This window comes from Candidatus Paceibacterota bacterium (assembly GCA_041661265.1).
Classification (GTDB): Bacteria; Patescibacteriota; Minisyncoccia; order JAHIHE01; family JAGLIN01; genus JBAZUT01.
The window spans coordinates 82,872-106,837 of sequence record JBAZUT010000003.1 but is presented as its reverse complement, the minus strand read 5'-3'; the positions used below and the strand labels follow the sequence as shown (position 1 = coordinate 106,837).

The following is a 23,966-nucleotide window of genomic DNA, read 5'->3' as shown; positions in this document are numbered from 1 at the left end:
AATTTTATAAAGCATTGTTACTTTTCAAGTAAATGTACTCATGAGTCGAGTTATTCCGATCCCATTGAACATTTGGATATTCAGTCATTTATTGAAAATTGTAAATTTAAAATTGTAAATTTGTTATAATATCTCCACATCATCCCCTGCTTTGATGTTCAACAGATGAGAAGTATTTTTTCCTTGAGTCATGATCTCCAAAAATCTGTGTCCGAAAACTCCCGAACTTCCTTGTACTAGTCCGGTTTCTCCATCTTTGAGGTCGCGAAGACATTTGTAGTAATTCAATTCAACAGCATTGCCGTTGATCCTGACGGTTATTCTTTTTCTGTCATCGGCAGATGCGCTGTCGATGGTGGTTTTTGCATTTCCAAAGTTGTCCGTGAACCAGATCTTTTTTGGGATCTCCGGAATAAGGTTTAGGTCAAATTCGGTTTTGGGCAGTTTTATCTTTTTCTTTATCCAATAGGCGGCTCTCGGAAGAAAGTCATAGCTTCTGAATTGGCTTGAAATGATCCGGCCTTTCACTTCGTCGCTCAATTCGCTTCTTTTAATGGCTTCCAGCACTTCTTTGATCTCAAGGACATAAAGCTTATCGATCACGCCGTATTTTTTTGCAAGAGAAAGGATCATCCCGTCGATTGTCGTAACCACCAAAGTTTTTTTGTACCAAAAATATCCGAAAGGAGTGCCATTCTTCCATTTATGCGCGCTTCCGTTCCTTGGAGCGACGTTTGCGAGGACTATTCCTTCCCTTCCCTCAAAAGCGTCTATGGCATCCAAAAGAAACCCCGCCGCTTCGAGCTCTGAACTGACGCCGAAGCAATTCACGGAAGCATTCTTAAAATATGAGCCCGCCCTTGTCACTTGTCTTAATTTGGCGTTTTGATCCTGGCAGTCGTTTATGATCGTAATTTGCATGTATTATATATTATTGATTATTTATTCATCTAATCCGCGATTCAATATTGAAATGGAAATCATTGAATGAACTAAAATAACCGATTCCGGAGAATCGGCCTTTTGCTCTTTGTCTTGATCTGAAATCTAAAAGCGCCAACTCTCATTGAAGTGGTTCATCATCATATCCATCATCATCATTATATTGTGTGCAGAGTCCATGCTTTGTCTGATTATTGTGTCTTAAAGCGTAAATACATTATTATACATAATATTAGATTTGTCAATACTTGCGGTCTTTTACAGGCTCATACTTTCACCGTTTTTCAGAATGCGCACCTTTTTTTCAAGATTCGTGCCCATTATCCTCTTTTTCAGTATTCTGATAGGCTGTTTGGGAGTATCAAGCGCGAACATATATGAGCCCCAGTGGATCGGAATCATTGTTTTGGCTTTCAGTACATGCATCGTTTTCAGCGCTTCATCGGGATTGGTGTGCTCGTTTCTGAGCATCCATCGAGGCGAATACGCTCCGATCGGCATCAATAGAACATCTATGTCGAATTTCGTCCTGATCGTCTTGAATAATCCGGAATCATATGCGGTGTCTCCGGCAAAATATATAGTTTTATCTGTTGATTCGATCACGAATCCCCCTGAGGTTCCGATCGGTCCCCATGGCAAAGTTTTTCCATGATATGCCGGAACCGATGTGACCCGGATCGCGTCTTTATTGAAAAGTTTTGATTCCCAATAGGCGAATTGGAGTATGTTCGTGAATTTGCATTTACTGATATATTTCTTGTTGTCGCTGTGCGATGCAATGGGAATATCCTTTTGAAAATGATTCAAACTTTTTTTGTTCAGATGATCTTTGTGCGCATGCGATATCAAAATAAGATCAACGTCGTTCTTGAGATCGTCAATTTCTATGTTAACTTTTTTGGCACGCGGTATTCCATATACCCATTTTGAAAAAATCGGATCCGTTATGATCTTGAAGCCTTCGATATCTATCAATATGGTAGAATGCCCTATGAATGTGATTTCCTGATGCATTATCTTTTCTTATTTATTTGCTATATATAAATTTAACACAATAAATCGGAACATGGCAAGGCACACGAGCGATATATTTTTTTAAATATTGACATATACCGTGCTAAATCATATAATATCTAATACAAATGGTGATTTCAATGCTTATTGAGCGCAAAAGGTCGAGAGCTAGCGGCATTCTAATCGTACTGTAGTTGGCAAACAATCTCTCTCCTCTCCGTAAGCTAAAAAGTTTACGGCTTAGTCAATTTCAGTTCGTATCATTTAGAAGCTGCTAGTTATCGGCCTTTTGCGTTATTTTTAATTATATATCCAAAACATGTATAAAAAATCTTTGCTTTCCGGCGGTTCGAAGCTCATTACGGTTCCGCTTGAACATACAAATACGGTCACTATCCTGCTGCTGGTGAGAACCGGATCGAAGAACGAGTCGGAGAATATCCGCGGAATATCTCATTTTCTTGAGCATATGTTTTTCAAGGGAACGGCAAAAAGGCCGACAACGCTCGATATCTCCAAGGAATTGGACAGGGTTGGAGGAGTATACAACGCATTTACGGGAAAGGAATATACCGGATTTTGGGTGAAAGTTGATGCATCGAATTTCGATCTTGCCGCAGACGTCATTTCGGATATTGTTCTGAATTCAAAATTTGACCAATCGGAGATCAATAAGGAGCGAGGGACGATAATCGAGGAAATGAATATGTATCTCGACAATCCAATGATGTACGTTCCGACGTTGTATGAAAGTGTTTTATATAAAGACCAGCCTTTGGGTTTTGACGAGATCGGAAACCGCGAAACGATCAATTCTGTAAAAAGGGAAGATTTTGTGAAATATTATAATGACTATTACTCTGCGGACAATATCGTGATCGCTGTCTGCGGAAAGATAAATGAAAAACAAGTCGAGTCGAAGATCGGCAAATATTTTATGGGCATATCGGACCGCAGATCTCCGGATCAGGCCAGCGCTCATGATGATCAATCTCAGCCAAACTTGCTCGTGAATAACAGAAAAACGGATCAAACGCACATTTGCATAGGCGTAAGGGCATATGGGATCGAGAGCGAGAATAAATATGCAATGAGCATCTTGAGCGCGATACTGGGAGGGAACATGAGTTCGCGGCTTTTTACGTCGGTCAGGGAAAAGAACGGTCTTGCATATTATATCCATACAAGCGCGGAAAGCTATAAAGACGTCGGATATTTGGTCACTCAGGCCGGACTCAGCAACGAAAAAAGCATAAAAGCGATCAAAATAATTCTCGATGAATACAAAAGAATAAGAGACTTCGGTGTTGATGCAGATGAACTCAGCAAGGCAAAGACATATCTCAAAGGCCGAACGACCATAGCTCTTGAATCATCTGATTCAATGGCGAGCTTTGTCGCGATGCAGGAACTCTATTCGGGAAAGATTTTGACCCCCGAAGAGAAATTTGATAAAATAGACTCAGTCAGTGCGAAGGATATCAAGAGAGTTTCTGAGGATATATTCGTCGATAAAAAGCTCAACTTGGCCCTTATCGGACCATTTGAGGATAATGCGCCGATAAACGGCATCTTAAGTTTAAAATAAGAATATGAATGAAAATAGTCATCACTCGCTTGATGTGTCATACGAAGGCATATTCAGGATATTGATCTCGATCTTCGCCGTAATATTTGTGTATTTCCTGAGGGATATCATCTTCCTGCTTTTTATATCGATATTGATAACTCTGATAATCGTTCCGGCCGTTGATTTTCTGGAATCAAAAAAGATTCCGAGGATCATAGCCGCAATGCTAATATTTGCGATTATTTTCATCGTTTTTGGATCCATGTTTTTCATTATCGCTCCTCCGCTTGCAAAACAGTTAAGCCAGCTGTCTCTTGTAATACCGCAATATCTGGCGGATAATTCTTTTATAATTGACAACGCCCTTCTCAAGTCGGAATTGTCGGGACCCCTTCAAAATTTATTGGTTCAGGCGAGCGGATACTTCAAGAATATCACATCAAGTTTTTTTGCCGGGATATTCAATCTGCTTGGCGGTGTTATGTCGGCGCTGCTTACAATAGTGATATCTTTTTATCTTATCATCGAAGAGAATGGGGTCGAGCGTTTCGTAAAAAATGTCATTCCGCAAAAAATGCAGCACAGATCTTTGAATATAATAAAAAAAGTTCAGGTCAAGCTGGGAAGGTGGTTCGTGGGACAGGTGTCGCTCGGTTTTATAGTCGGGATAATGTCATACGTCGGCTTATATCTTCTCGGAATAACCGAATATGCGCTGGTGCTGGCTATGATCGCGGGCATGCTTGAGCTGGTTCCCTATGTCGGACCGATCCTTTCCGCCATTCCGGCGATAATCATCGCGCTGACAATTTCGCTCAACGATGCCCTGTTGACATTTGTGCTATATTTTTTCATACAGCAATTTGAAAATTATCTGATAGTGCCCAAAGTTATGGAAAAATCCGTAAATCTGCATCCGATCATAATCATATTGGCGATCATGATCGGCGGAAAATTGGCCGGCGTGATGGGCGCAATGCTGGCTGTTCCGGTTACTGCCATAATCACAATTATATTGGATGATGTTAATCATAATCATGCAGTAAATTAATTATATGGCAGATCTGTATATAGTAGCTACGCCTATCGGCAATTTGGAAGATATAACCCTCAGAGCGTTGAGGGTTTTAAAAGAGGTGGATGTGATCTTATGCGAGGATACGAGGCATACGAAAATTCTTCTCGAAAAATATAGCATCAATCAGCCGATGATGAGCTATCATCACCACAGCAAGCTTGAAAAGATGCAGGAAATTGCCGATCTGTTGAAGATGAACAAGAAATTGGCGCTGGTCAGCGACGCCGGCACTCCCGGTATCTCCGATCCGGGAAATCTTCTGATAAGATACTTGCTTGATGAAAATATTAATGTTAATATAATCCCAATTCCGGGTCCGTCGGGGCTTGCGGCCGGGCTTTCCGTTTCGGGCTTCGCGACGGATAAGTTTGAGTTTTTAGGGTTTGTTCCGCACAAGAAGGGCAGAAAAACCTTTTTCGAAAATTTGAAAGGTGAAGATAAAACGGTAATTTTCTATGAGTCGCCCCACAGAATAGAAAAAACGCTTCAGAGTCTTCTAGTCAATGTTCCTGACCGGGACATCGTCATTTGTCGTGAACTGACAAAAATGTATGAAACGATCTATCGCGGCAAGCCCGAAGAGGTGATAAAAAAGATCGCCCCGGGAGAGATCAAGGGTGAATTTATTGTGATTGTAAGTTAATTGATGCAAATTAATTATTTTGCGATGACTCAGTAAAAAAATTGGCCTCATAGCCGGCCAATTAAATTGCCTTGATTTGTTGATTTTGTGATCGGTGCGGAATATTGCACTAAATTGTATCTTTGATCGCCATAACACGTTCTTTTGCCCTTAATCACCTTACCCTTATCGATAAGATTGTTCAGGACAGCTTCAAGGGTTTCATATGGACAAACCTCGCCCAGCCTCAGTTTCAGGATACAAAAGCTGAAATCCCGGATCTCCTCGTTTGCCACTCTTTCCACGATCAGCTGTTCCGCGCTTTCGATAGATCTGTTTTTAAAAGGATGTACCATTTATTTTCTTCCTGAAAAATTCTAATATGCATATAGCATTATGTCAAACAGGTACATATTTGAAAAAATAAAAATCCCCTGTTATGATCAGGGGATGTCTATGCATTTTATTCGGTGCCATGGAATGAATGTCTTCTTTTCGCGCTTTTTGTAGCTGTTAACAACTTTCTGTTTGTCTTTTTTAAATACTACGAGTATGCCCATGTTGTCGCATGATTCAAGCCTGGCCGCGATTATCTTTTTTCCAATTTGGATCAAGATGTCCTGATGCCCGCGGTCGCGGACTTCCGCATAAAGAATATTTTCGCTCATCTTCTTACCTCCGCATTTTTCATAATCCTTAAATAACATATAAGTTTACATATGTCAAAGAAAAAATTCTATATAACCACATCGATCGCTTATGCAAACGCTTCTCCTCATATCGGTTATGCGATGGAAGTTCTTCAGGCCGATGCCCTTGCAAGATTTCATCGTTTGCTTGGTGAAGATGTATATTTTCTGTCAGGAACCGATGAGAACGGCAGCAAAATAAAAAAGACGGCCGAAGAAAAGAATATCGACGTTCAGAGATTTGTTGACGGCAATTCGGATAAATTCAGGTTGCTGCTTGGGACGCTGAATGTTTCAATTGACGATTTTATCAGGACATCGGACAAAGTTCGCCATTATCCGTCTGCGCAGAAGATCTGGAAAAAATTTGTTGACGCTGGAGATATTTACAAAAACAGCTATGAAGGGCTGTATTGCGTCGGGTGTGAAGAATTCATAACAGAAAAAGACTTGATCGACGGCAAATGTCCGAATCATAAAAAGGAGCCGGAAAGAGTAAAGGAAGACAACTATTTTTTCAGATTATCCAAATATACGGACAGGATCCGGGAAAGGATAGAGTCTGGCGAGATCAACATCATACCAGAGTCTCGGAAAAATGAGATATTAAGCGTTCTGAGGGAAGGTTTGAGGGATATAAGCTTTTCGCGCTCAAAAAGAGTCTTGGATTGGGGTATTCCCATTCCGGGCGATGATGACCAAACTATGTATGTATGGTGCGATGCTCTCACAAACTACATATCAGCTCTCGGATACGCTGAAGATTCCGACAAATACAAGAAATATTGGCCTGCAGACGTTCATCTGATTGGAAAAGATATTTTACGTTTTCATAGCGCAATATGGCCGGGAATGCTCCTTAGCGCAGATTTGGCGCTTCCCAAAAATATATATGTTCACGGTTTCATAACCTCCGGCGGGCAAAAGATGAGCAAGTCTCTCGGCAATGTCATTGATCCTTTTGAAGTTGTTGAAAAATACGGAAGCGTTGACGCGCTGAGGTACTATCTCCTCAAAGAGATATCTTCTTCGGATGATGGAGATTTTTCATATGCTAAATTCGAAGAACTATATCAGGCAGACCTTGCAAACGGCATAGGCAATCTGACCGCAAGAATATTAACGCTCGCATCAAAAATGGACACACTATCCGAAACTTCGATTCCGCCGGATACCGATCTTGAACGAGCTGCAGCAGATGCATGGCTGAAATATTTTAGTTCGATTGACTTGTTTAAAATGAATGAATCCCTTCTTGGAATGAGGGCATTTATGAGCATGTGCGATGAGTATCTCGAAAAAAAGAAGCCTTGGAAAATGGAAGGTGCGGACAGAAGCATGACGATATTCAACCTTCTCGAATGTATGCGCCATATCGCCTGGATGATACGGCCTTTTATGCCCGAAACCTCAGATAAGATATTCTCCCAGCTTTTCGCAGATGAAAAAGAAAGAACGGCAGAGTTGTCCAAAAATATCAAAGATGCAAGCCTTTGGGGAAGGCTTAAGCCGGGCACGAAAATAAAAAAAGGCGACAATCTATTTCCTCGGCTAGATAAGTGAAGTACGCAGATCATTTATATATAATATATTATCAAATATATGGAAACAAATGATAATCAAGACTATAAACGGCTCGCAGCATGGCAAAAATCGCTGGAGCTCGTTTTCGCGATCCAAAAATTGACGGGATATTTTCCGAATCTGGCGAACTATAGCTCTATTTCCGAGATAAGGAGATTCTCCGTCACAATTTCAAAGAGCATTGCTTCGGGGAAAAAAACAGGTAATGCGAAATCTTTCCATGAATCGCTGATCAGAGCTCAGCAGACAAGTCTCGAGCTTGATGTGAAGATCAGAGAGATCAAGAAAATGCCATTCGGTAAGTCGCTGGATTTCAGTGTTATAAACTCGCTATTGAACGAGTTAATGACGGAACTAAACAGACTGATCAGAAATATCGAGAAGCAATTGGAATAATAAAATATTTTACCATAATGATCGATACGCATGCGCATGTTGATTTTAAAGAATTTGATCCCGATCGCGATGATGTCATCAGGCGGTATTTTGATAATGGCGGAGAAAAGCTGATCAATGTCGGCTGCGACATGAGATCAAGCGAACGAAGCTCGGATCTGGCCATGAAGCATGAAAATATATATTGCTCCGTCGGAATTCATCCGCATGATGCAGATTCGTTAGATTCAAAAAATCTCGCGAAACTTGAGCAGTTGTGCCTTCATTATAAAGCTGTGGCTATCGGCGAGATCGGACTGGATTTCTTCAGAAACCTGTCCCCTCAGGATATGCAGATCGAGGCCTTTGAGTCTCAGCTGGATATGGCATTCAGGCACAATAAACCCGTGATATTGCACTGCAGAGACGCCTACAACGAAATGATCGATGTTTTGGATGGCTTTAGTACGGAAAAGTGGCATGGGGTCGTCCATTGTTTCTCTGCGGGATGGGAAATAGCGGAGAAATTCCTGGATATGGGTTTTTGTCTGGGTTTTACCGGGATTATTACATATTACAAAGAGAATGCCCCGACAAGCGACATATCGGAGATGCATGATGTGATACGAAAAATGCCGCTTGACAGAATGCTGATTGAAACTGATTGTCCCTATCTGTCCCCCGTTCCCTATCGCGGAGAAAGGAACGAGCCTCTTCACGTGAAATTTACACTGGAAAAAATATCGAACCTGAGGAATGAGGATATAAAAAACATTGAGCGTGAAACATCAAAGAATGCAGTGAATTTATTTCATTTATAGAGCACTGATGAAATTGAAGATAAAGAAAAAATGGATCGTTGCTGTTGTTATATCGGCTTTTATGATGGTGTTCGGTTACTCATATTTCATAGAACCCAACATGATCGTAGCTGAATCTTTGGATCTTGACCTGGATTGTTCAAACACCCTTGGGGCCAGCGTAAGATTTGTTCAAATATCCGACTTGCATTTCAATAAGGACACTGTTGATGGGAAAATAAGCGATATCTATAGCAGTATAAAGTCCCAGAAGCCCGATTCTGTGTTTATTACTGGCGACCTGATAACGGATAAGAGCGGCATTGAAAAGGCCATTGATCTGGTCAGGATGATATCGAATGAGTATCCGACATATATCGTTTTTGGCAATTGGGATTATTGGTCTTTGGATTTTGATATGAGGGATTTTACAACAAAACTTGAAAAAGCGGGGGCTAAAGTCATTACGAATTCAAACGACGGATTTGCGCTTAACGGGAATAATTTTTATATTTTGGGCGTGAAGGATCCATATACCAGCGGGGAAAATGCTGACGACATGGAAAAAGCCTTTAATGGCATTGATAATAGCGTAAAATCATGTAAAATACTTCTGGCACATTCTCCAAACGTGATCAAATATGCAAAGAATAAAGGCATTGACCTTATCTTGGTCGGTCACACTCATGGCGGCCAGATATACATACCTTTTCTTTCCGAACAATTTATACCGGCAAGGCGCGAAGCCGGAAAAGGGTTCATAAGCGGTCTATACAAAATAGATAATGACAGGATGTATGTGAATCGCGGGATCGGAATGAGCACTGTCCCGCTGAGATTCCTCGTTCCTCCTGAAATCACCGTTATAACAATAAACTGATAATTACAATTTAATATATAATAATGTCAAAATATAACTTCAGGAAGATAGAAAAAAAGTGGCAGACCAAATGGGACAAGAGCGAACTGTACAAGGCCAAAGATTTCTCAAATGATCCGAAGTATTATTGTCTGATAGAATTCCCCTATCCGTCGGGCGCAGGGCTCCATGTCGGACATCTGCGGAGCCATATTGCGATCGATATCGTCGCGCGAAAAAAAAGAATGAGCGGATACAATGTGATCTATCCGATCGGATGGGACGCTTTTGGTTTGCCGACCGAGAATTTTGCCATTAAGACAAAGACTCACCCGACCATAGTAACGAAAAAGAACATAAAAACTTTTACCAAGCAAATAAAGAGCTATGGGCCAAGCTTTGACTGGTCGAGAGAGATCAATACGACAGATCCGAAATATTATAAATGGACACAATGGATCTTTTTGAAGCTTTTCAACAGTTTTTATGATGAAAGATCAGACAAGGCTCGTCCGATCGAGGAGCTTGATGTTCCCGCCGGCCTGGATGCTCTCGGGAAAAAAGAGTACATAGATTCAAGAAGACTGGCCTATGAAGCTGAAATGGCGATAAATTGGTGCCCAAGCTGCAAGATTGGCTTGGCTAATGAAGAGGTTATGGATGGAAGCTGTGAAAGATGCGGCGCAGTCGCTGAAAAAAGAACGAAAAGGCAATGGATGCTCCGCATAACAAAATATGCCCAGCGTCTTATAGACGACCTGAACAGCGTGGATTATTTGGACAAGATCAAAACGCAGCAGATCAATTGGATAGGAAAATCGGAAGGCGCAACTGTAAAGTTTAAAGTGAAAAGTGAAAAGTTAAAAGATAATGCTAGAATTCAATATTCCCCTCTTGAGAGGGGCGAGGGGCGTGTTGCAAACAATGTCGAAGTGTTTACGACCCGTATCGATACCATTTTTGGTTGTACTTACGTTGTTCTTGCTCCCGAGCATCCGCTTATAGAAACTTTAAAAACGCAAATAAACAATTACGATGAGGTTTTGAAATATATTAACGAGGCGAAAAATAAACCTGATCTGGATAGGACTGATTTGGCGAAAGAAAAAACAGGCGTAGAGATTAAAGGTCTTAAAGTAATAAATCCATTCAATAATGAAGAAATCCCGGTCTGGGTGGCCGATTATGTCCTGGGGGCATATGGAACCGGCGCCGTAATGGCAGTTCCAGCTCACGATGAAAGAGATTTTGTGTTTGCAAAGAAATATGCGTTGCCGATAAAAGTAGTCGTTGTACCTGCGGCTTTAACGATTGTTGTGTCGGGATCAGAATCTCCCGAAATAGCTATACAAAAGGAAAGAGATGCCTTTCTGAAGGGTGAAAAATCGTATTGTGATGATGGCCAGTTAGTAAATTCGGAAAAATATAGTAACCTAAGATCGGAACAAGCACGTAACGAGATGATTAAATCGCTGGAAGAAAAAAGCATCGGGCAAAAAAAAGTAAATTACAAGCTTCGCGATTGGGTGTTCTCCCGCCAGCATTATTGGGGAGAGCCGATCCCGATCATAAAATGCAAACATTGCGGACTTGCGGGAATAAATGTCAAAATGGAACTCAATTTCAGAGATAACAATGTTTGGAATCAGATCATCGGCAAAAAAAAGACGATCGAAACCAGAGCATTGAATCCTGATGAAAAAGAAAGATATTTCGGAGACATAAAGGCTGGCGACATTCTCAAATTTAATAATAAGAATACCGGTGATTTTGAAGTTGTCAGGATAAAAAAGGTATATAATTTTGGCGGTCTTGGTGAATTATATTCGAACAAAGACCTCATTTCCAGGATTCTTCCGGGTGCAAAAATAAAAAGCATCAATGACCTTGAAAAGTCATATGGTTTTACGAATGATTATATTGGCAGAATAAAGAACAACGGTCTCGTTGGATGGGAATTCCAAGTTCTTAATATTACGAAGAATATTCCACTGAATGAGTCCGACCTTCCGCTCGAATTGCCTAATGTGAAGAATTATGAGCCAACGGATACAGGCGAATCCCCTCTTGCCAATATCACAAAGTGGGTGAGTATAAAGTGTCCCGTTTGCAAGAACGATGCCAGAAGAGAAACCGACACTATGCCAAACTGGGCAGGGTCAAGCTGGTATTTCCTTCGATATCTTGATCCGCGGAATGATAAGCAGTTTGCCTCAAGAAAAAAAATAGATTACTGGATGCCCGTTGATCTGTATAACGGCGGAATGGAACATACAACTCTTCATCTTCTGTATTCCAGATTCTGGCACAAGTTTTTGTTCGATCTCGGATATGTGAATACGAGCGAGCCGTATAAGACAAGAAGATCGCACGGGATGATCCTGGCGGAAGATGGTCAAAAAATGAGCAAATCGCGCGGAAATGTCGTTAATCCGGATGATGTTATTGAAAAATATGGCGCCGATACGATTAGGTTATATGAGATGTTCATGGGGCCGTATGGCGAATCCATTCCCTGGTCAACTACAAGTCTCATAGGAATGCACAGGTTTTTGGAAAGGATCTGGAATCTCCAATTCAAGGTGCAAAACGCAGACATAGCGTTTTCAAAACCTGTCAAAAATACGATATTGGTCGCAACCAACAATCAGGGCAAGTTATCAGAATTAAAAGATCATTTTAAGGATTTTAATATCATATGCATTGCCGATCTGAAAAAGAAATACAAAGAGCCCGTAGAGAACGGCAAGACATATGAAGATAATTCACTGATAAAGGCAAAATACTATGCGAAAAAAACCGGCTATATAACGGTTGCTGATGACAGTGGCTTCAGTGTTGCCGCGATGGATGGAAAGCCCGGCGTATTTTCGGCGAGATTTGCCAAGGGTGATTATAAACAAGCGCAAGGACAGATAATTGGCGAATTGTCCGACAAGAATGACCGATCAGCATATTTCAAATCTGTCATTACGATGTATGATCCGAAGAACGACACATTCAGGCAATTTGACGGTGTTTGCAAGGGTTTTGTTTCGCAAATGGCAAAGGGAAATGGCGGTTTCGGATATGATCCGATATTCATCCCCGAAGCAGAGTCGAAAACATTCGGTGAAATGCCGAATGTTGAAAAGTATAAATACGATCATAGGAAAAAAGCCGTTTCAAAATTAATTGCATTTTTGGATTCAGAGCATAACAAATCAAAAGCTGATATGTTGCCGGTGCTTCATAGGGCGATAAAAAAGGTTACTGAAGACGTTGATAATATGAAGTTCAATACCGCAATTTCCCAGATCATGATCCTTTCGAATGAATACGATAGGCTGAGCTCTATACCCCGGAATGAATTTTCAACTATCATAACAATGCTCGCACCGTTTGTTCCGCATATCACGGAAGAAATGTGGTTGAACCTAGGCGGTACAGACAGTATTCATCTTGAAAAATGGCCGAAATACGATGAATCTACTGCAAGAGAAACAGAAATTGAACTCGTGGTCCAGATAAACGGCAAAGTCAGGGAAAAGCTTTCCGCGCCTGCAGGGATTTCTGAAGATGAAGCAAAAAAACTTGCGCTTGCCAGCGACAAAGTCAGAAAATGGGTAGAAGGGAAAGAGATAAAAAAGTTTTTATTCATCAAGGGTAGGTTGATCAATATTGTAGTCTGATCGAAAATAATGCAAAGTTAAAAAAAGCAGAACTTGATTCTGCTTTTGTTTGATTATTTTTGTGTTTTGAGGTAGTTTATGAACTGCTTTTCATCCAGCCGTTCCGGTATTTGTGCAATTGTCATCCTTTTCGGAAGGATGAGCTTGTTTCCCGCGATATTTTTGATCTGAGCGGCCACTTCATTTCCATTGTAGAAATTAAGCGCGAGCTTTCCTAGGACCATTATCTTATCGACCAAATCCTTTTCAAATATCTCCTTCACGATCTGAAGCTTGTCGCTCTTGGCGCCTTGGATAATGGCCAGTATCGGTCCGTCTTTTTTATTTCGGAGCTTTGACATTTCAGCAATTTCTTTTTGCATCAGTATCCCGATGGCTTTCTTTTCTATTATCTCCGGGAGATATTTCTTCGTAGCATCCTTTCTGTGCGCAGAACCGGCCGCTGAAAATATCAGGACTTCGGTCCCGGTCGTATTTTTTATATCAGCGATATATCTTGAGACAATATCTCTGTCTTTGGATTTTTCTTCCTTATGAAATCTTGCATTTTCTGTAATACATATAGTACCGTCGCGAAGGTCAGTGATAATTTTTGCATACTTTTCTCCGACGTAGTCATCGATAAAAACCACTTCTTCATCCGGTCTTAACAGACCTATGCTTCTCAAAAGATGCGTATAAATGTTCGCATACTCTTTCATGCTATATCTTTCTTCGCGGTCTTCGGGCCTGCCTCTATGCGACATAATGATGATCTTCTTCGCACCATTTTCCTTCGCAAATCGTATATCATCAATTAGCGCTTGTATCTTTATGTCGTCGGGATTCGGTTCCTCAAGATTCAGATCTGCAATGATAGTGACTGTTTTGTCTTTCAGTCCCTGGTTTATGTCATATACAGTAAGCAATTCACTATAATTTGCTGCCTTATATGCCGCATCTCTTGATGGAAATGAATCCAGTGCGGTAAAACTTCGGTCATTGACCCAGAATTCCAGTCCCGCGCCACCCGCTGTCGATAAATGGCTGAATATCTTTTTTGCTTCCGCAGGTCCGAGGACCTTGATAGCCGCACTGACTCCTTCTCCGCCCAGGGCTATTGCGCTTATGTTTTCATCCAGGATCTTGGCTTTTCTTATCGCAAGAATTATTCTTTTTGTGCTTTCAATGCCATATTTGCTTTCATATATGCCCGCAACCCCGTTATATACGAACATCATGGGAGTCATAAAGTGCGCCGAGATCATTTTCTGCACTTCATCGGGATCGCAGTCTATGGCGACGTATCCAGGCTGGATGTTTCTTATTTTTTCAGTTTTTATTTCTATTTGGTACATAATTTAACCTCCATTTTCAAAGAACCGTATTACTATATATGATACAATATCAGGACCAACCAGTCAAAAAAACGAGCAAACGCCCGCTTTTTGTATAACATTTCAACATCGCATAGCCTATTTAAATCTTTTGATCCTTGTAAGCCCGGAACACGGTACTATTTCAATGCCTTTCTTTTCAAGCTCATCCAGGAAAAGATTCATTCCGAGAGAATCGGACGATATATGTCCCGCAACAACAACATTTATATGAGCCTTTTCCGCCTCTTTTTTTCTTTCTTCCGAAAGATGCATAGCTACGATCGTGCCGATCCCCGCCTGAGCCATTTTTTCATACATTCCGGCCGATCCTTCTGTTCCTCCGGTTATTTCAGTCAGGGCTATCTTTCCGACCCGGCTATCTTCAAATCCAGCGAAAAGCTTAGGGCCTGCTCCGATCTTTATGGATTCTTTATATTCAGGAATCGTTCTTAATAATTTCAGAAGGTCGCCGACATATGCTATTTTTGCTTTCTTAATCGATTCGTCAAGAAACTTTGCCGCAAAATTATCTGCAGGCGTGTGTACACACATCAGATTGATTTTAAACAATCTTGCAAGGTCCACTTCCTTATTATGATTTATCGGATTTACACCTCTTGAAACTTCAGAAATGCGCTCCTTCAGCAAGCTTTCTGCAATATTGATCGGAACGCCATACATATTCAATACATCCGCCTGAAGATGCATGACATCGCTGAGATTAGAAAGCGCCTTCCCAAGCGGATGATGGGAGATCACGAGATCTATGTCATTATGCATTTGCGCATACAGGATCTCTCCGCTGCCGATATCGATGCCGCTAAGTATTTTCTTAATATTTTTATTCTCGGAAATATTTAGGACCCTGGTATCGGAAAATGGATTAATAAGCCTGTCCTTGTCATAGCTATTTTTGTCTTCACCTTCCAACTTCCTGTATCTTTCTTTCTCTCTTCTGAAAAGCTCATTGATGTCAGCCTTAGATCTGAAGTCGTTCTCAATACCTTTCTTGATCGCAATGTCATATATTTTCGCGATATCCATTTGTTCCTTTTTTGATTTATTCATATTAATATTCTGTTATGTATTATTATAGATCTTATGCCTATATTTCCAAATATTTAGGAAAATGAGTAAGATTTTTACATCCATGCTCTGTGACGACTACCATGTCCTCAATTCTCACTCCGCCAATTCCCGGATAATATAAACCTGGTTCGACCGTAACCACATTTCCTGTTTCGAGCTCTTTTTGATAATTCAAATTGATCCTTGGAAGTTCATGGACATCCAGGCCCACCCCGTGTCCCGTGCTATGAAAAAACCCCTGCATTTTTCCTTTTTTCATTCCCGTTTTAAATCCGGCACTGTCAAAAAATTTTTGGATTCTTTTATGAATATGGTCGGCGCGTATCCCTGATTTAATTTCACTCAGTGCGATCATTTGCGCCTCAGCAACCGCATTATAGATCCTTTTAATCTCCGGAGAAGCTTTCCCCTTGACTATCGTCCTTGTCATATCGCTGTAATATCTGTTTGAACTCGACTTAGGCACCACGTCCATGATAATTGATTCCCCTGCGATCAGGGCCCCTTTTCCCGCTTCATGGGGATCGACGGTATCGTCTGCGCAAGAAACTATAATACTGTAATCGCAAAAGCAATTATTTGCGACAAATTCTTTCTGTAATATGATCCTGATGAATTCCGAAGTTAAAACATTTCCGTTATAGATCAACTTCCTATCTTTTCTTATTTTTGATTTTTTAATTACAGTTATAGCTTTTTTGAAAGCACTCTCATTTATTCTCTGAACCTCTGATATTTTTTCAACCTCTTCTTTGCTTTTTGATATTCTTTCTTTGAAAAACGGCTCAACCACCTCTGTCCTTATGCCGTTATCCAGCAAAACCTTTGCATACTTCATCTTGAAATTGCCGGGAACATAAACTTTTTCAATACCATTATCCGATAGGATCCTGATCAATATGCGTCCAAATGTATCTCTGTCAATTCCGGGACTGTATTTTGAATAATTTATAACTTTATCTACCAAGGCTTCGTTTCTGACTCTTCCAAATTCCATATCGTCGATATAAACGATCTTTTTGCTGTTTATTTCCAGATAAATAAAATCATCTGGCACTAAGCATCCGGTTGCGTAATACATATTAGAATCATGTTCACTGTCTGCAATGATCAATTTTGCTTCTCGCATAAGTTTAGGCCAATTTTACTTTCAAAAAGTCAGGTAATTCCGCGATCTTAATGCGTTCCTGTTTCATAGTGTCCCTGTCTCTGACAGTTACGGTTTCGTCACTGATCGTATCGAAGTCAACAGTAACGCAATGTGGCGTCCCTATCTCATCCTGTCTCCTGTATCTCTTCCCTATATTTCCGTTATCGTCGAATTCACACATGAAATATGGCTTGAGCGCGTCATAAACTTCACGTGCTTTTTGCACCAGATCCGGCTTGTTCTTCAGAAGCGGGAATACTGCAACTTTGACTGGGGCAAGATGCATTGGCAGTTTCAGTACAACTCTCGTTTCATCTCCCACTTTTTCCTCACAATACGCATTATCCAGGAACATAAACAGTAATCTATTCAGTCCAACTGACGTTTCCATGATGTGAGGTATGAACTTTTCCTTCGTTTTTTCATCTGTATATGAAAGATCTACGCCTGAACATTTCGAATGCTGGGAAAGATCCCAGTCGCCTCTCGCATGTATCCCCTCAACCTCATCGAAGTCACCTAGAGATTTGAAATTATACGTAATGTCATATGCTTCTGATGCGTAATGGGCAAGTTTCTCGTGCTTATACCACTTGATCTCTTTTTCTGAGATGCCATTATCCAGATACCATTGCCATCTCGCCTTTTTCCATGATTCATATTTATCTTTCATCATCAAGGGGTGCAAAAAGTACTGCATTTCCATCTGTTCGAATTCTCTCGTTCTGAATATGAACTGTCTCGCAACGATCTCATTCCTGAAAGCCTTGCCGACTTGCGCGATCCCGAAAGGAAGTTTTTTGTGCAACGAATCAATGGTATTCTTGAATTCAAGATATATCCCCCCGCAGGTTTCCGGCCGGAGATATACCACATTCTCTTCTTTCAGCTCATCAGTCGGCGATCCTATATTTGATTTTACCATCAAAGAAAATATTTTTGCTTGCGTAATTTCGGTCGATCCGCAATTCTGGCATTTAAGCTTTTTCTCTTTCCTTAAATCATCCAAATGCTTATTGATCTCAACCAAGGGCATTTTGTCTGCATTTATGCCGAAATTCTTAAGAAAATGGTCTGCCCGAAATCTGCTTTTGCATTTCTTGCAGTCAATCTGGGGATCGTTAAATCCCCCGACATGTCCCGATGCGACCCATGTTTTTGGATGCATAAAGATAGCGCTATCCAGTCCCACGACATCATCGCGCATCTGAACCATGCTCTTCCACCACGAATCGCGTATATTGTTCTTCAGAAGCGTTCCGTAATGTCCATAATCATAGATCGCCGCGAATCCCCCATATATCTCACTTGAGGGATAAATAAATCCCCGTCTTTTGCAAAGCGATACTATTTTATTGAAAAACTCAGTCTTATTTTCAGCCATAGTTTTATTTATGATAACTTAAACATATTAACACATATGATATTCAATGTAAATATATTATGTGGAGCCAAAGCCACATTTATTCTTTTCCGGACGTTGCTAATCTTCTTCTTTAGTGAATTTATAACCCCTTCCCTTGATATACACACTATTCACTATCCCAAACATAACCATAAGACTGACCAATGAACTTCCGCCATAGCTCACAAGGGGAAGCGGTATTCCGGTAACGGGCATGATGCCCATATTCATGCCTATATTGATCACGACATGAAAAAATACAAGTAACGACGTTCCCAGAACCAGATATTTCCCGAAATTATCCTCAGCTTCCTCCGCGATCCTGAGCAGTCTGTAAAATATTATGCCATATAGTCCAATCACCAGGATTATTCCGACGAATCCCATCTCCTCTGCTATGACCGCAAAAATGAAATCGGTGTGCTTCTCCGGCAAAAAATTCAATTGGCTTTGGGATCCATGTCCCAGGCCTTTTCCCCATATATTTCCGGAACCGATAGCGATCACGGACTGCCTGACGTTGTATCCTGCTCCCATAGGGTCATATTCCGAATCAAAAAATGACAAAATTCTGCTCTTTTGATAATCTTTCAGCGCATATTGCCACCCTATGCCCGATAACACGATCGCCAATATAGTTATATATAATATATATTTTTTATTCACGCCGGATAGTATCAGCATAGCTATCCATATAAAGATAATTATAAGAGCGCTTCCCATGTCAGGTTGCATCATAATGAGCGAAACCGGTATCAGGACGTATATTCCGGAAACTATTGCCTTCTTAAAGCTGTTTATGTAAATATCGATCTTTGTAAAATATTTTGCGATGATGATTATCATGGCTATTTTTACGAACTCGGCTGGCTGAAGACTGACAAAGCCAAGATCGAACCATCCCGCGGTTCCTCTGATATTTTTTCCCATTATAGCCACCAAGATCAAAATAATACAGGCGATCACATATATGATGCCCGTATAATTTTTTATAGCTCGATAATCTACAAGACTGATAACAAAAAACACCACTATCCCGACAATGGCGAATATCGCCTGTTTATTAAAATTCACAAAATCGCTGCCACTGCTGCTGTACGATGTACTAAAAATCGTAATAATTCCAATAACAATCAGAATAGTTTGAGAAACGAACAGCGCTACGTCGATTTTATTTAAAAATGCTATCTTCATGATTTTGACGCCCTATTTTGTGGTATTGTACTTCTTTCCCGTGCCATAAGCCCGCATAAAGTTCGATTGTTCATATATATTTGTCTCAGCGACGTAGTCCACTTTTGCAACTTCCCCTTCGAATTTATCATTCCAGAATATTCTGAATTCCCATCCTGTTCCGGCCGCAACGGTGTTCTGATCCGTTTTACCGGCAGCAATGGGGTTGTTTTGCGCATCATACACCACAGCATATATATCAACAAATCTGAAACTGTATTTGGAAGTGTTTTCTGTTACACCATAAATATAATAGTATTCATTACCGGATTCCACTTTTCCATATCTTCTGTCCTTTACTATTATCGTATCAACGCCCAGTTCCGGAAGTTCCAATATATCCTTCACTTCGGCCCATCTGAAATTATCTAGCTCAAAGTCAACCTTTGTTATTTCTTTGTCAGATACATAATTATTTTCTATTACATATTTCACTCCTTCACCCTCGGAAAATCCGAGAGGTACAATGTATGTACTTCCGGTTTTGATTGCTAAAACATCGTTATTACCTCCATATATAATAAATTTATAGTTGACGTTTGTAGCTCCCCAGTGTTTATTGGTGTTATATATCTTTGCAATAAGGTCATAATTATCATTTCCATCCTTGAGAGCGCGGGACCATTCGATCTTTACATCTTCTACCATTGGCGGTTTTTCAGGAGGCGGGCATGCCGTTGAACAAATACCGCCGCAGTCTATCTCATCTTCGCCAAAGTCCAGCTTGCCGTTATAGCACGAATCTTCTTTCGGCCGTAATTCAGGCCATGAAATAATAAAAAACAAGGACAAGATCAACAATATGATAGATAATTTTTTGATCGCTCTCTGTATTCCAGTCATATTTATTATTAGTAATATAATAGATTATAACCTTTTTACCTCATATGGTCAAAATATTTTTTCCAACAAAAAATCTCCGGCAATGACCTACTCTCCCGATTCCGTAAGGAATAAGTACCATGGGCGCAAGCGAGCTTTACTTCTGAGTTCGAAATGGGATCAGGTGTTACCTCGCCGCTAAAATCACCAGAGAATTCTTGTACTCGATATTTCAAAATATCAAGTATGTATATTTGTGATAAACAACAATCAATAATCACTAGTTAACCAAAGCTGTAATCTAAAGATGTAAAACATCTTTAAAATACAACCTCTATTAAATAAACATTTGACTTATTAGTAGTACTTGGCTTAACGCATTACTGCGCTTACACCTGTACCCTATCAACCTGATCATCTATCAGGAGTCTTATTGATACCTAATCTCAGAGATGGCTTCACGCTTATATGCTTTCAGCGTTTATCCATTACAGACTTAGCTACCCAGCGATGCTCCTGGCGGAACAACTGGTACACCAGAGGTCTGCTCTTTTCGGTCCTCTCGTACTAGAAAAGACGCTCTTCAAGTATCCACGCCTACGACAGATAGGAGTCCAACCTGTCTCACGACGGTTTGAACCCAGCTCACGTACCGCTTTAATTGGCGAACAGCCAAACCCTTGGGAGCTTCTCCACCCCCAGGATGCGATGAGCCGACATCGAGGTGCCGAACCGCGCCGTCGCTATGGACGCTTGGGCGCGACTAGCCTGTTATCCCCAGAGTAGCTTTTATCTGTTGAGCTTCTTCGATACTACAATCGAAAGTCGGATCACTAAGTTCTGCTTTCGCACCTGCTTGACCCATCAGTCTCGCAGTTAAGCCAGCTTGTGTCTTTGCACTATCAGTCCGATTTCCATCCGGACCTAGCTGACCTTATAAACGCCTCCGTTGCACTTTAGGAGGCAACCGCCCCAGTTAAACTACCCGTCAGACACTGTCCCCTGACCGGATTACGGTCATAGGTTAGAGCTACAGCCTTGAAAGAGTGGTATCTCATGTTGTGGCTCCGCTTCGACTGGCGTCGAAGCATCATAGCCTCCCACTTATACTGAACATCCAAAGCCGTAGACCAATATCAAAGTATAGTAAAGCTTCATGGGGTCTTTTCGTCTAGCCGTAGGCAAACGGCATCTTCACCGTTATTGCAATTTCACCGGGTTCCTCGTTGAGACAGTCCTCAAGTCGTTACGCCTTTCATGCGCGTCACTAATTAGATGACAAGGAATTTCGCTACCTTAGAACAATTATAGTTATTGCTGTCGTTCACCAGCGCTTAAATTCAGAGCTTTCACACCGAATCTTAACGTTCTGGCACTGGACAGGCGTCAGCCCCCATATATCCTCTTGCGAGTTTGCGGAGACCTGTGTTTTTGTTAAACAGTCGCTCGAAGTCATTAATTGCACCCCGAATAGAGCCGAAGCCCTATTTGGGGAGGCCTTATCCCGAAGTTACGGCCACTGTTTTGCCGAATTCCTTAACGAGGATTCTCCCGTTCACCTTGGTCTATTCGACCTGTCCACCTGCGTTGGTTTGTGGTACGGATAACATTGATTAAGAATAGAGGCTTTTCTAGGAAACATGACTTGCTCAAATTATCCCTCCCGAAGGAGGAAGTCTAAACGGCTCTCGGCCTTAAAGCTTTCCGGATTTACCTGGAAAACAAGCCTACAAGCCATTAACGCAAATCCAATAATGCGCTCAAGCTATCACGTTCCGTCTCCCCATATCTGTACACCAATGTTAGTGCTGGAATATTAACCAGCTGGCCATCGACTACGCTTTTCAGCCTCGCCTTAGGACCGACTAACCCTGGGATGACATACGTTGCCCAGGAAACCTTGGACTTTCGGTGATTACGAATCTCACGTAATTTTTAATTACTAATGCCAACACTCTCACTTCCATACACTCCACCACCCCTCACGGATATGGCTTCAATGCGTATGGAACGCTTCCCTACCGCGCCATCTTGCGATGGCACCCGTGTCTTCGGTATCAAGTTTTAGCCCCGTTGAATTTTCGGTGCAATCTTCCATAATCGAGAAGTGAGTTGTTACACACTCTTTAAAGGGTGGCTACCTCTGAGCCAACCTCCTACCTGTCAAAGGAAAATCACTTCCTTTACCACTTAACTTGAATTTTGGGACCTTAGACGACGATCTGGGCTGTTCCCCTTTTGAGCCCCGACCTTAGCGCCGGAGTTCTGACTGCTGTAAAATTGACTGACTAGAATTCGAAGGTTGATAGGAGAGAGTAGGTTACCCCCTCTGACTCCATTCAGAGCTCTACCTCTAGCAGGTAATTACAGTGCTAGCCCAATAGCTATTTCGGGAAGAACAAGCTATCACCGAGTTCGATAGAAATTTCATCCCTTACCACAGGTCATTCCCCAGTATTGCACGGCTGGTGGATTCGGACCTCCACTGCGATATTCTCGCAGCTTCATCCTGCCCATGGTAAGCTCACCCGGTTTCGTGTATTGCATATGCTACTTATTTCGGGCATTTCACCCTCGCTTTCACTATAGCTCCACCCTGTCGGGCTTAGCTTAACGCAACATAAAGCAAACTCGTTGGCTCGTTCTACAAAAAGCACGCGGTCACCCATCCGAAGACGGGCTCCCACTCATTGTAAGCATATGGTTTCAGTTCTATTTCACTTCCCTTTCGGGATTCTTTTCACCTTTCCCTCGCGGTACTTGTTCACTATCGATCATGAAAAGTATTTAGCCTTGGCAGATGAACAAGTGAATTCCCAATAAAGAGAATTCATTTGTTCATGTTAGTAGGACTGCCGGATTCCTGTAAGGTTTCTCTGGCCTTAGAGTACTTAAGAAAATAACGAAGGTTTTGCCGATTTTCGCTTACGGGACTATCACCGTCTTCGGTTAGGCTTTCCAGCCTATTCAGCTAACAAGCAAAAAATCCTTACGAATTGAAATATAGAACTACAAATGAATTGTAGCGCCAATATTTCAATTCAATGTCATTATCTTGCAACCCCCAGCTACACCTCGCTATGCTCGGGTAGAATTTTTAATTTTCAATTTTTAATTTTCAAACAAAATTCTTAATTTTTAATCATTTAAAATTAAGTCATTCATTAGAAATTAGAAATTACAAAATTAGAAATTTACCGAACGCAGTGAGGTATAGCTAGGTTTGGGCTCTTCCCTTTTCGCTCGCCACTACTCAGGGAATCGAGATATACTAATATTAAGCTCTAAATAAATTTAGAGAAAATATTAGTATACACTTATTTCTTTATATTCCTCAAGCTACTGAGATGTTTCACTTCACTTGGTTTCCTTCCATAACCTATGAATTCAGTTATAGATGTATTGAGATTAATCAATACGGGTTTCCCCATTCGGACATCTTCGGATCACACCCTGCTTGGCGGGTCCCCGAAGCTTTTCGCAGCCATGCCACGTCCTTCATCGTCTTTTCATGTCTAGGCATCCACCATACGCTCTTACGTGTTTATCTAATAAACGGTTAACTAGCAATTATTAATTGCTAATCATTGAATCACAAATTAAATCAATTGTTAACGTACAATCATTAACAACACAATTTTGGCTGAAATCTTCAGTCAAATTTCTGTTGTCAATATATTTCCTTTTAAACAGCGACAAGAG

18 protein-coding genes and 2 rRNA genes are annotated in these 23,966 nt (G+C 41.1%); 8 read left to right on the top strand and 12 right to left on the bottom strand.

The genetic code is table 11. The annotated features are described in order from the left end of the window. Window positions 1–123: 123 nt before the first annotated feature. Window positions 124–921 carry an SAM hydroxide adenosyltransferase gene (locus WC788_03265; GenBank protein MFA6096618.1) on the bottom strand — a complete coding sequence of 266 codons (798 nt, stop codon included), beginning with the start codon at window positions 919–921 and terminating at the stop codon, window positions 124–126. 279 nt (window positions 922–1,200) lie between these two features. Further along, window positions 1,201–1,959, bottom strand: a complete 759-nt coding sequence (locus WC788_03260; protein MFA6096617.1) for an MBL fold metallo-hydrolase — start codon at window positions 1,957–1,959, stop codon at window positions 1,201–1,203. A gap of 319 nt (window positions 1,960–2,278) precedes the next feature. Between WC788_03260 and WC788_03255 the strand changes: the two genes are divergently transcribed. From WC788_03255 to rsmI, 3 genes are read left to right on the top strand one after another with little or no spacing between them, the layout of a single operon-like run. Further along, window positions 2,279–3,547, top strand: a complete 1,269-nt coding sequence (locus WC788_03255) for a pitrilysin family protein (protein MFA6096616.1) — start codon at window positions 2,279–2,281, stop codon at window positions 3,545–3,547. A gap of 4 nt (window positions 3,548–3,551) precedes the next feature. Beyond that, window positions 3,552–4,580, top strand: coding sequence for an AI-2E family transporter (locus tag WC788_03250; GenBank protein MFA6096615.1), 1,029 nt, complete (start codon window positions 3,552–3,554; stop codon window positions 4,578–4,580). Window positions 4,581–4,584: 4 nt separating this feature from the next. Continuing rightward, window positions 4,585–5,250, top strand: coding sequence for a 16S rRNA (cytidine(1402)-2'-O)-methyltransferase (rsmI, locus tag WC788_03245; GenBank protein MFA6096614.1), 666 nt, complete (start codon window positions 4,585–4,587; stop codon window positions 5,248–5,250). 47 nt (window positions 5,251–5,297) lie between these two features. Here the strand turns inward: rsmI and WC788_03240 are convergent, their stop codons facing one another. Both WC788_03240 and WC788_03235 read right to left on the bottom strand, forming a co-directional pair. Continuing rightward, window positions 5,298–5,585: a hypothetical protein gene (locus WC788_03240; protein MFA6096613.1), complete on the bottom strand. Its 288-nt coding sequence runs from the start codon at window positions 5,583–5,585 to the stop codon at window positions 5,298–5,300. 87 nt (window positions 5,586–5,672) lie between these two features. Next, the gene (locus tag WC788_03235; GenBank protein ID MFA6096612.1) at window positions 5,673–5,897 is read right to left on the bottom strand and encodes a hypothetical protein; all 225 of its coding nucleotides are present in this window, start codon (window positions 5,895–5,897) and stop codon (window positions 5,673–5,675) included. A gap of 51 nt (window positions 5,898–5,948) precedes the next feature. Here WC788_03235 and metG point away from each other — a divergent pair, with 51 nt between their 5' ends. The 5 genes from metG to rdgB are packed head-to-tail and all read left to right on the top strand — an operon-like array spanning window position 5,949 to window position 13,207. Further along, window positions 5,949–7,481 carry a methionine--tRNA ligase gene (gene metG, locus WC788_03230; protein MFA6096611.1) on the top strand — a complete coding sequence of 511 codons (1,533 nt, stop codon included), beginning with the start codon at window positions 5,949–5,951 and terminating at the stop codon, window positions 7,479–7,481. A 39-nt stretch (window positions 7,482–7,520) separates the two neighbouring features. Further along, window positions 7,521–7,898 carry a four helix bundle protein gene (locus WC788_03225; protein ID MFA6096610.1) on the top strand — a complete coding sequence of 126 codons (378 nt, stop codon included), beginning with the start codon at window positions 7,521–7,523 and terminating at the stop codon, window positions 7,896–7,898. Window positions 7,899–7,915: 17 nt separating this feature from the next. Next, complete coding sequence (locus tag WC788_03220) at window positions 7,916–8,698, top strand: TatD family hydrolase (protein MFA6096609.1); 783 nt, start codon at window positions 7,916–7,918, stop codon at window positions 8,696–8,698. A 7-nt stretch (window positions 8,699–8,705) separates the two neighbouring features. Next, window positions 8,706–9,557, top strand: a complete 852-nt coding sequence (locus WC788_03215; GenBank protein ID MFA6096608.1) for a metallophosphoesterase — start codon at window positions 8,706–8,708, stop codon at window positions 9,555–9,557. A 23-nt stretch (window positions 9,558–9,580) separates the two neighbouring features. Then, complete coding sequence (gene rdgB, locus WC788_03210) at window positions 9,581–13,207, top strand: RdgB/HAM1 family non-canonical purine NTP pyrophosphatase (protein MFA6096607.1); 3,627 nt, start codon at window positions 9,581–9,583, stop codon at window positions 13,205–13,207. A gap of 53 nt (window positions 13,208–13,260) precedes the next feature. On the opposite strand, the gene pgk is transcribed toward rdgB, so the two are convergent. The 8 genes from pgk to WC788_03170 form a co-directional block, all read right to left on the bottom strand. After that, window positions 13,261–14,544, bottom strand: coding sequence for a phosphoglycerate kinase (pgk, locus tag WC788_03205; protein ID MFA6096606.1), 1,284 nt, complete (start codon window positions 14,542–14,544; stop codon window positions 13,261–13,263). Window positions 14,545–14,661: 117 nt separating this feature from the next. Further along, window positions 14,662–15,633, bottom strand: coding sequence for a Nif3-like dinuclear metal center hexameric protein (locus tag WC788_03200; protein MFA6096605.1), 972 nt, complete (start codon window positions 15,631–15,633; stop codon window positions 14,662–14,664). A gap of 37 nt (window positions 15,634–15,670) precedes the next feature. Beyond that, window positions 15,671–16,783, bottom strand: a complete 1,113-nt coding sequence (locus WC788_03195) for a Xaa-Pro peptidase family protein (GenBank protein MFA6096604.1) — start codon at window positions 16,781–16,783, stop codon at window positions 15,671–15,673. A 4-nt stretch (window positions 16,784–16,787) separates the two neighbouring features. After that, window positions 16,788–18,188, bottom strand: coding sequence for a glycine--tRNA ligase (locus tag WC788_03190; GenBank protein MFA6096603.1), 1,401 nt, complete (start codon window positions 18,186–18,188; stop codon window positions 16,788–16,790). 99 nt (window positions 18,189–18,287) lie between these two features. After that, window positions 18,288–19,403 carry a rod shape-determining protein RodA gene (gene rodA, locus WC788_03185; protein ID MFA6096602.1) on the bottom strand — a complete coding sequence of 372 codons (1,116 nt, stop codon included), beginning with the start codon at window positions 19,401–19,403 and terminating at the stop codon, window positions 18,288–18,290. Between the two features lie 12 nt (window positions 19,404–19,415). Continuing rightward, the gene (locus tag WC788_03180) at window positions 19,416–20,285 is read right to left on the bottom strand and encodes an FxLYD domain-containing protein (protein ID MFA6096601.1); all 870 of its coding nucleotides are present in this window, start codon (window positions 20,283–20,285) and stop codon (window positions 19,416–19,418) included. Window positions 20,286–20,359: 74 nt separating this feature from the next. After that, a 5S ribosomal RNA gene (rrf, locus tag WC788_03175) occupies window positions 20,360–20,476 on the bottom strand. 125 nt (window positions 20,477–20,601) lie between these two features. After that, window positions 20,602–23,814, bottom strand: a 23S ribosomal RNA gene (locus WC788_03170). Window positions 23,815–23,966: the final 152 nt, after the last annotated feature.

Excerpts from the sequence above, each read along its gene's own strand:
- pgk (MFA6096606.1), bottom strand. The coding sequence starts at position 14,544 with ATGTACCAAATAGAAATAAAAACTGAAAAAATAAGAAACATCCAGCCT.
- rdgB (MFA6096607.1), top strand. The coding sequence starts at position 9,581 with ATGTCAAAATATAACTTCAGGAAGATAGAAAAAAAGTGGCAGACCAAA.
- rodA (MFA6096602.1), bottom strand. The coding sequence starts at position 19,403 with ATGAAGATAGCATTTTTAAATAAAATCGACGTAGCGCTGTTCGTTTCT.
- WC788_03215 (MFA6096608.1), top strand. The coding sequence starts at position 8,706 with ATGAAATTGAAGATAAAGAAAAAATGGATCGTTGCTGTTGTTATATCG.
- WC788_03195 (MFA6096604.1), bottom strand. The coding sequence starts at position 16,783 with ATGCGAGAAGCAAAATTGATCATTGCAGACAGTGAACATGATTCTAAT.
- WC788_03235 (MFA6096612.1), bottom strand. The coding sequence starts at position 5,897 with ATGAGCGAAAATATTCTTTATGCGGAAGTCCGCGACCGCGGGCATCAG.
- WC788_03180 (MFA6096601.1), bottom strand. The coding sequence starts at position 20,285 with ATGACTGGAATACAGAGAGCGATCAAAAAATTATCTATCATATTGTTG.
- WC788_03265 (MFA6096618.1), bottom strand. The coding sequence starts at position 921 with ATGCAAATTACGATCATAAACGACTGCCAGGATCAAAACGCCAAATTA.
- WC788_03220 (MFA6096609.1), top strand. The coding sequence starts at position 7,916 with ATGATCGATACGCATGCGCATGTTGATTTTAAAGAATTTGATCCCGAT.
- WC788_03200 (MFA6096605.1), bottom strand. The coding sequence starts at position 15,633 with ATGAATAAATCAAAAAAGGAACAAATGGATATCGCGAAAATATATGAC.
- metG (MFA6096611.1), top strand. The coding sequence starts at position 5,949 with ATGTCAAAGAAAAAATTCTATATAACCACATCGATCGCTTATGCAAAC.
- rsmI (MFA6096614.1), top strand. The coding sequence starts at position 4,585 with ATGGCAGATCTGTATATAGTAGCTACGCCTATCGGCAATTTGGAAGAT.
- WC788_03190 (MFA6096603.1), bottom strand. The coding sequence starts at position 18,188 with ATGGCTGAAAATAAGACTGAGTTTTTCAATAAAATAGTATCGCTTTGC.
- WC788_03260 (MFA6096617.1), bottom strand. The coding sequence starts at position 1,959 with ATGCATCAGGAAATCACATTCATAGGGCATTCTACCATATTGATAGAT.
- WC788_03255 (MFA6096616.1), top strand. The coding sequence starts at position 2,279 with ATGTATAAAAAATCTTTGCTTTCCGGCGGTTCGAAGCTCATTACGGTT.
- WC788_03240 (MFA6096613.1), bottom strand. The coding sequence starts at position 5,585 with ATGGTACATCCTTTTAAAAACAGATCTATCGAAAGCGCGGAACAGCTG.
- WC788_03225 (MFA6096610.1), top strand. The coding sequence starts at position 7,521 with ATGGAAACAAATGATAATCAAGACTATAAACGGCTCGCAGCATGGCAA.
- WC788_03250 (MFA6096615.1), top strand. The coding sequence starts at position 3,552 with ATGAATGAAAATAGTCATCACTCGCTTGATGTGTCATACGAAGGCATA.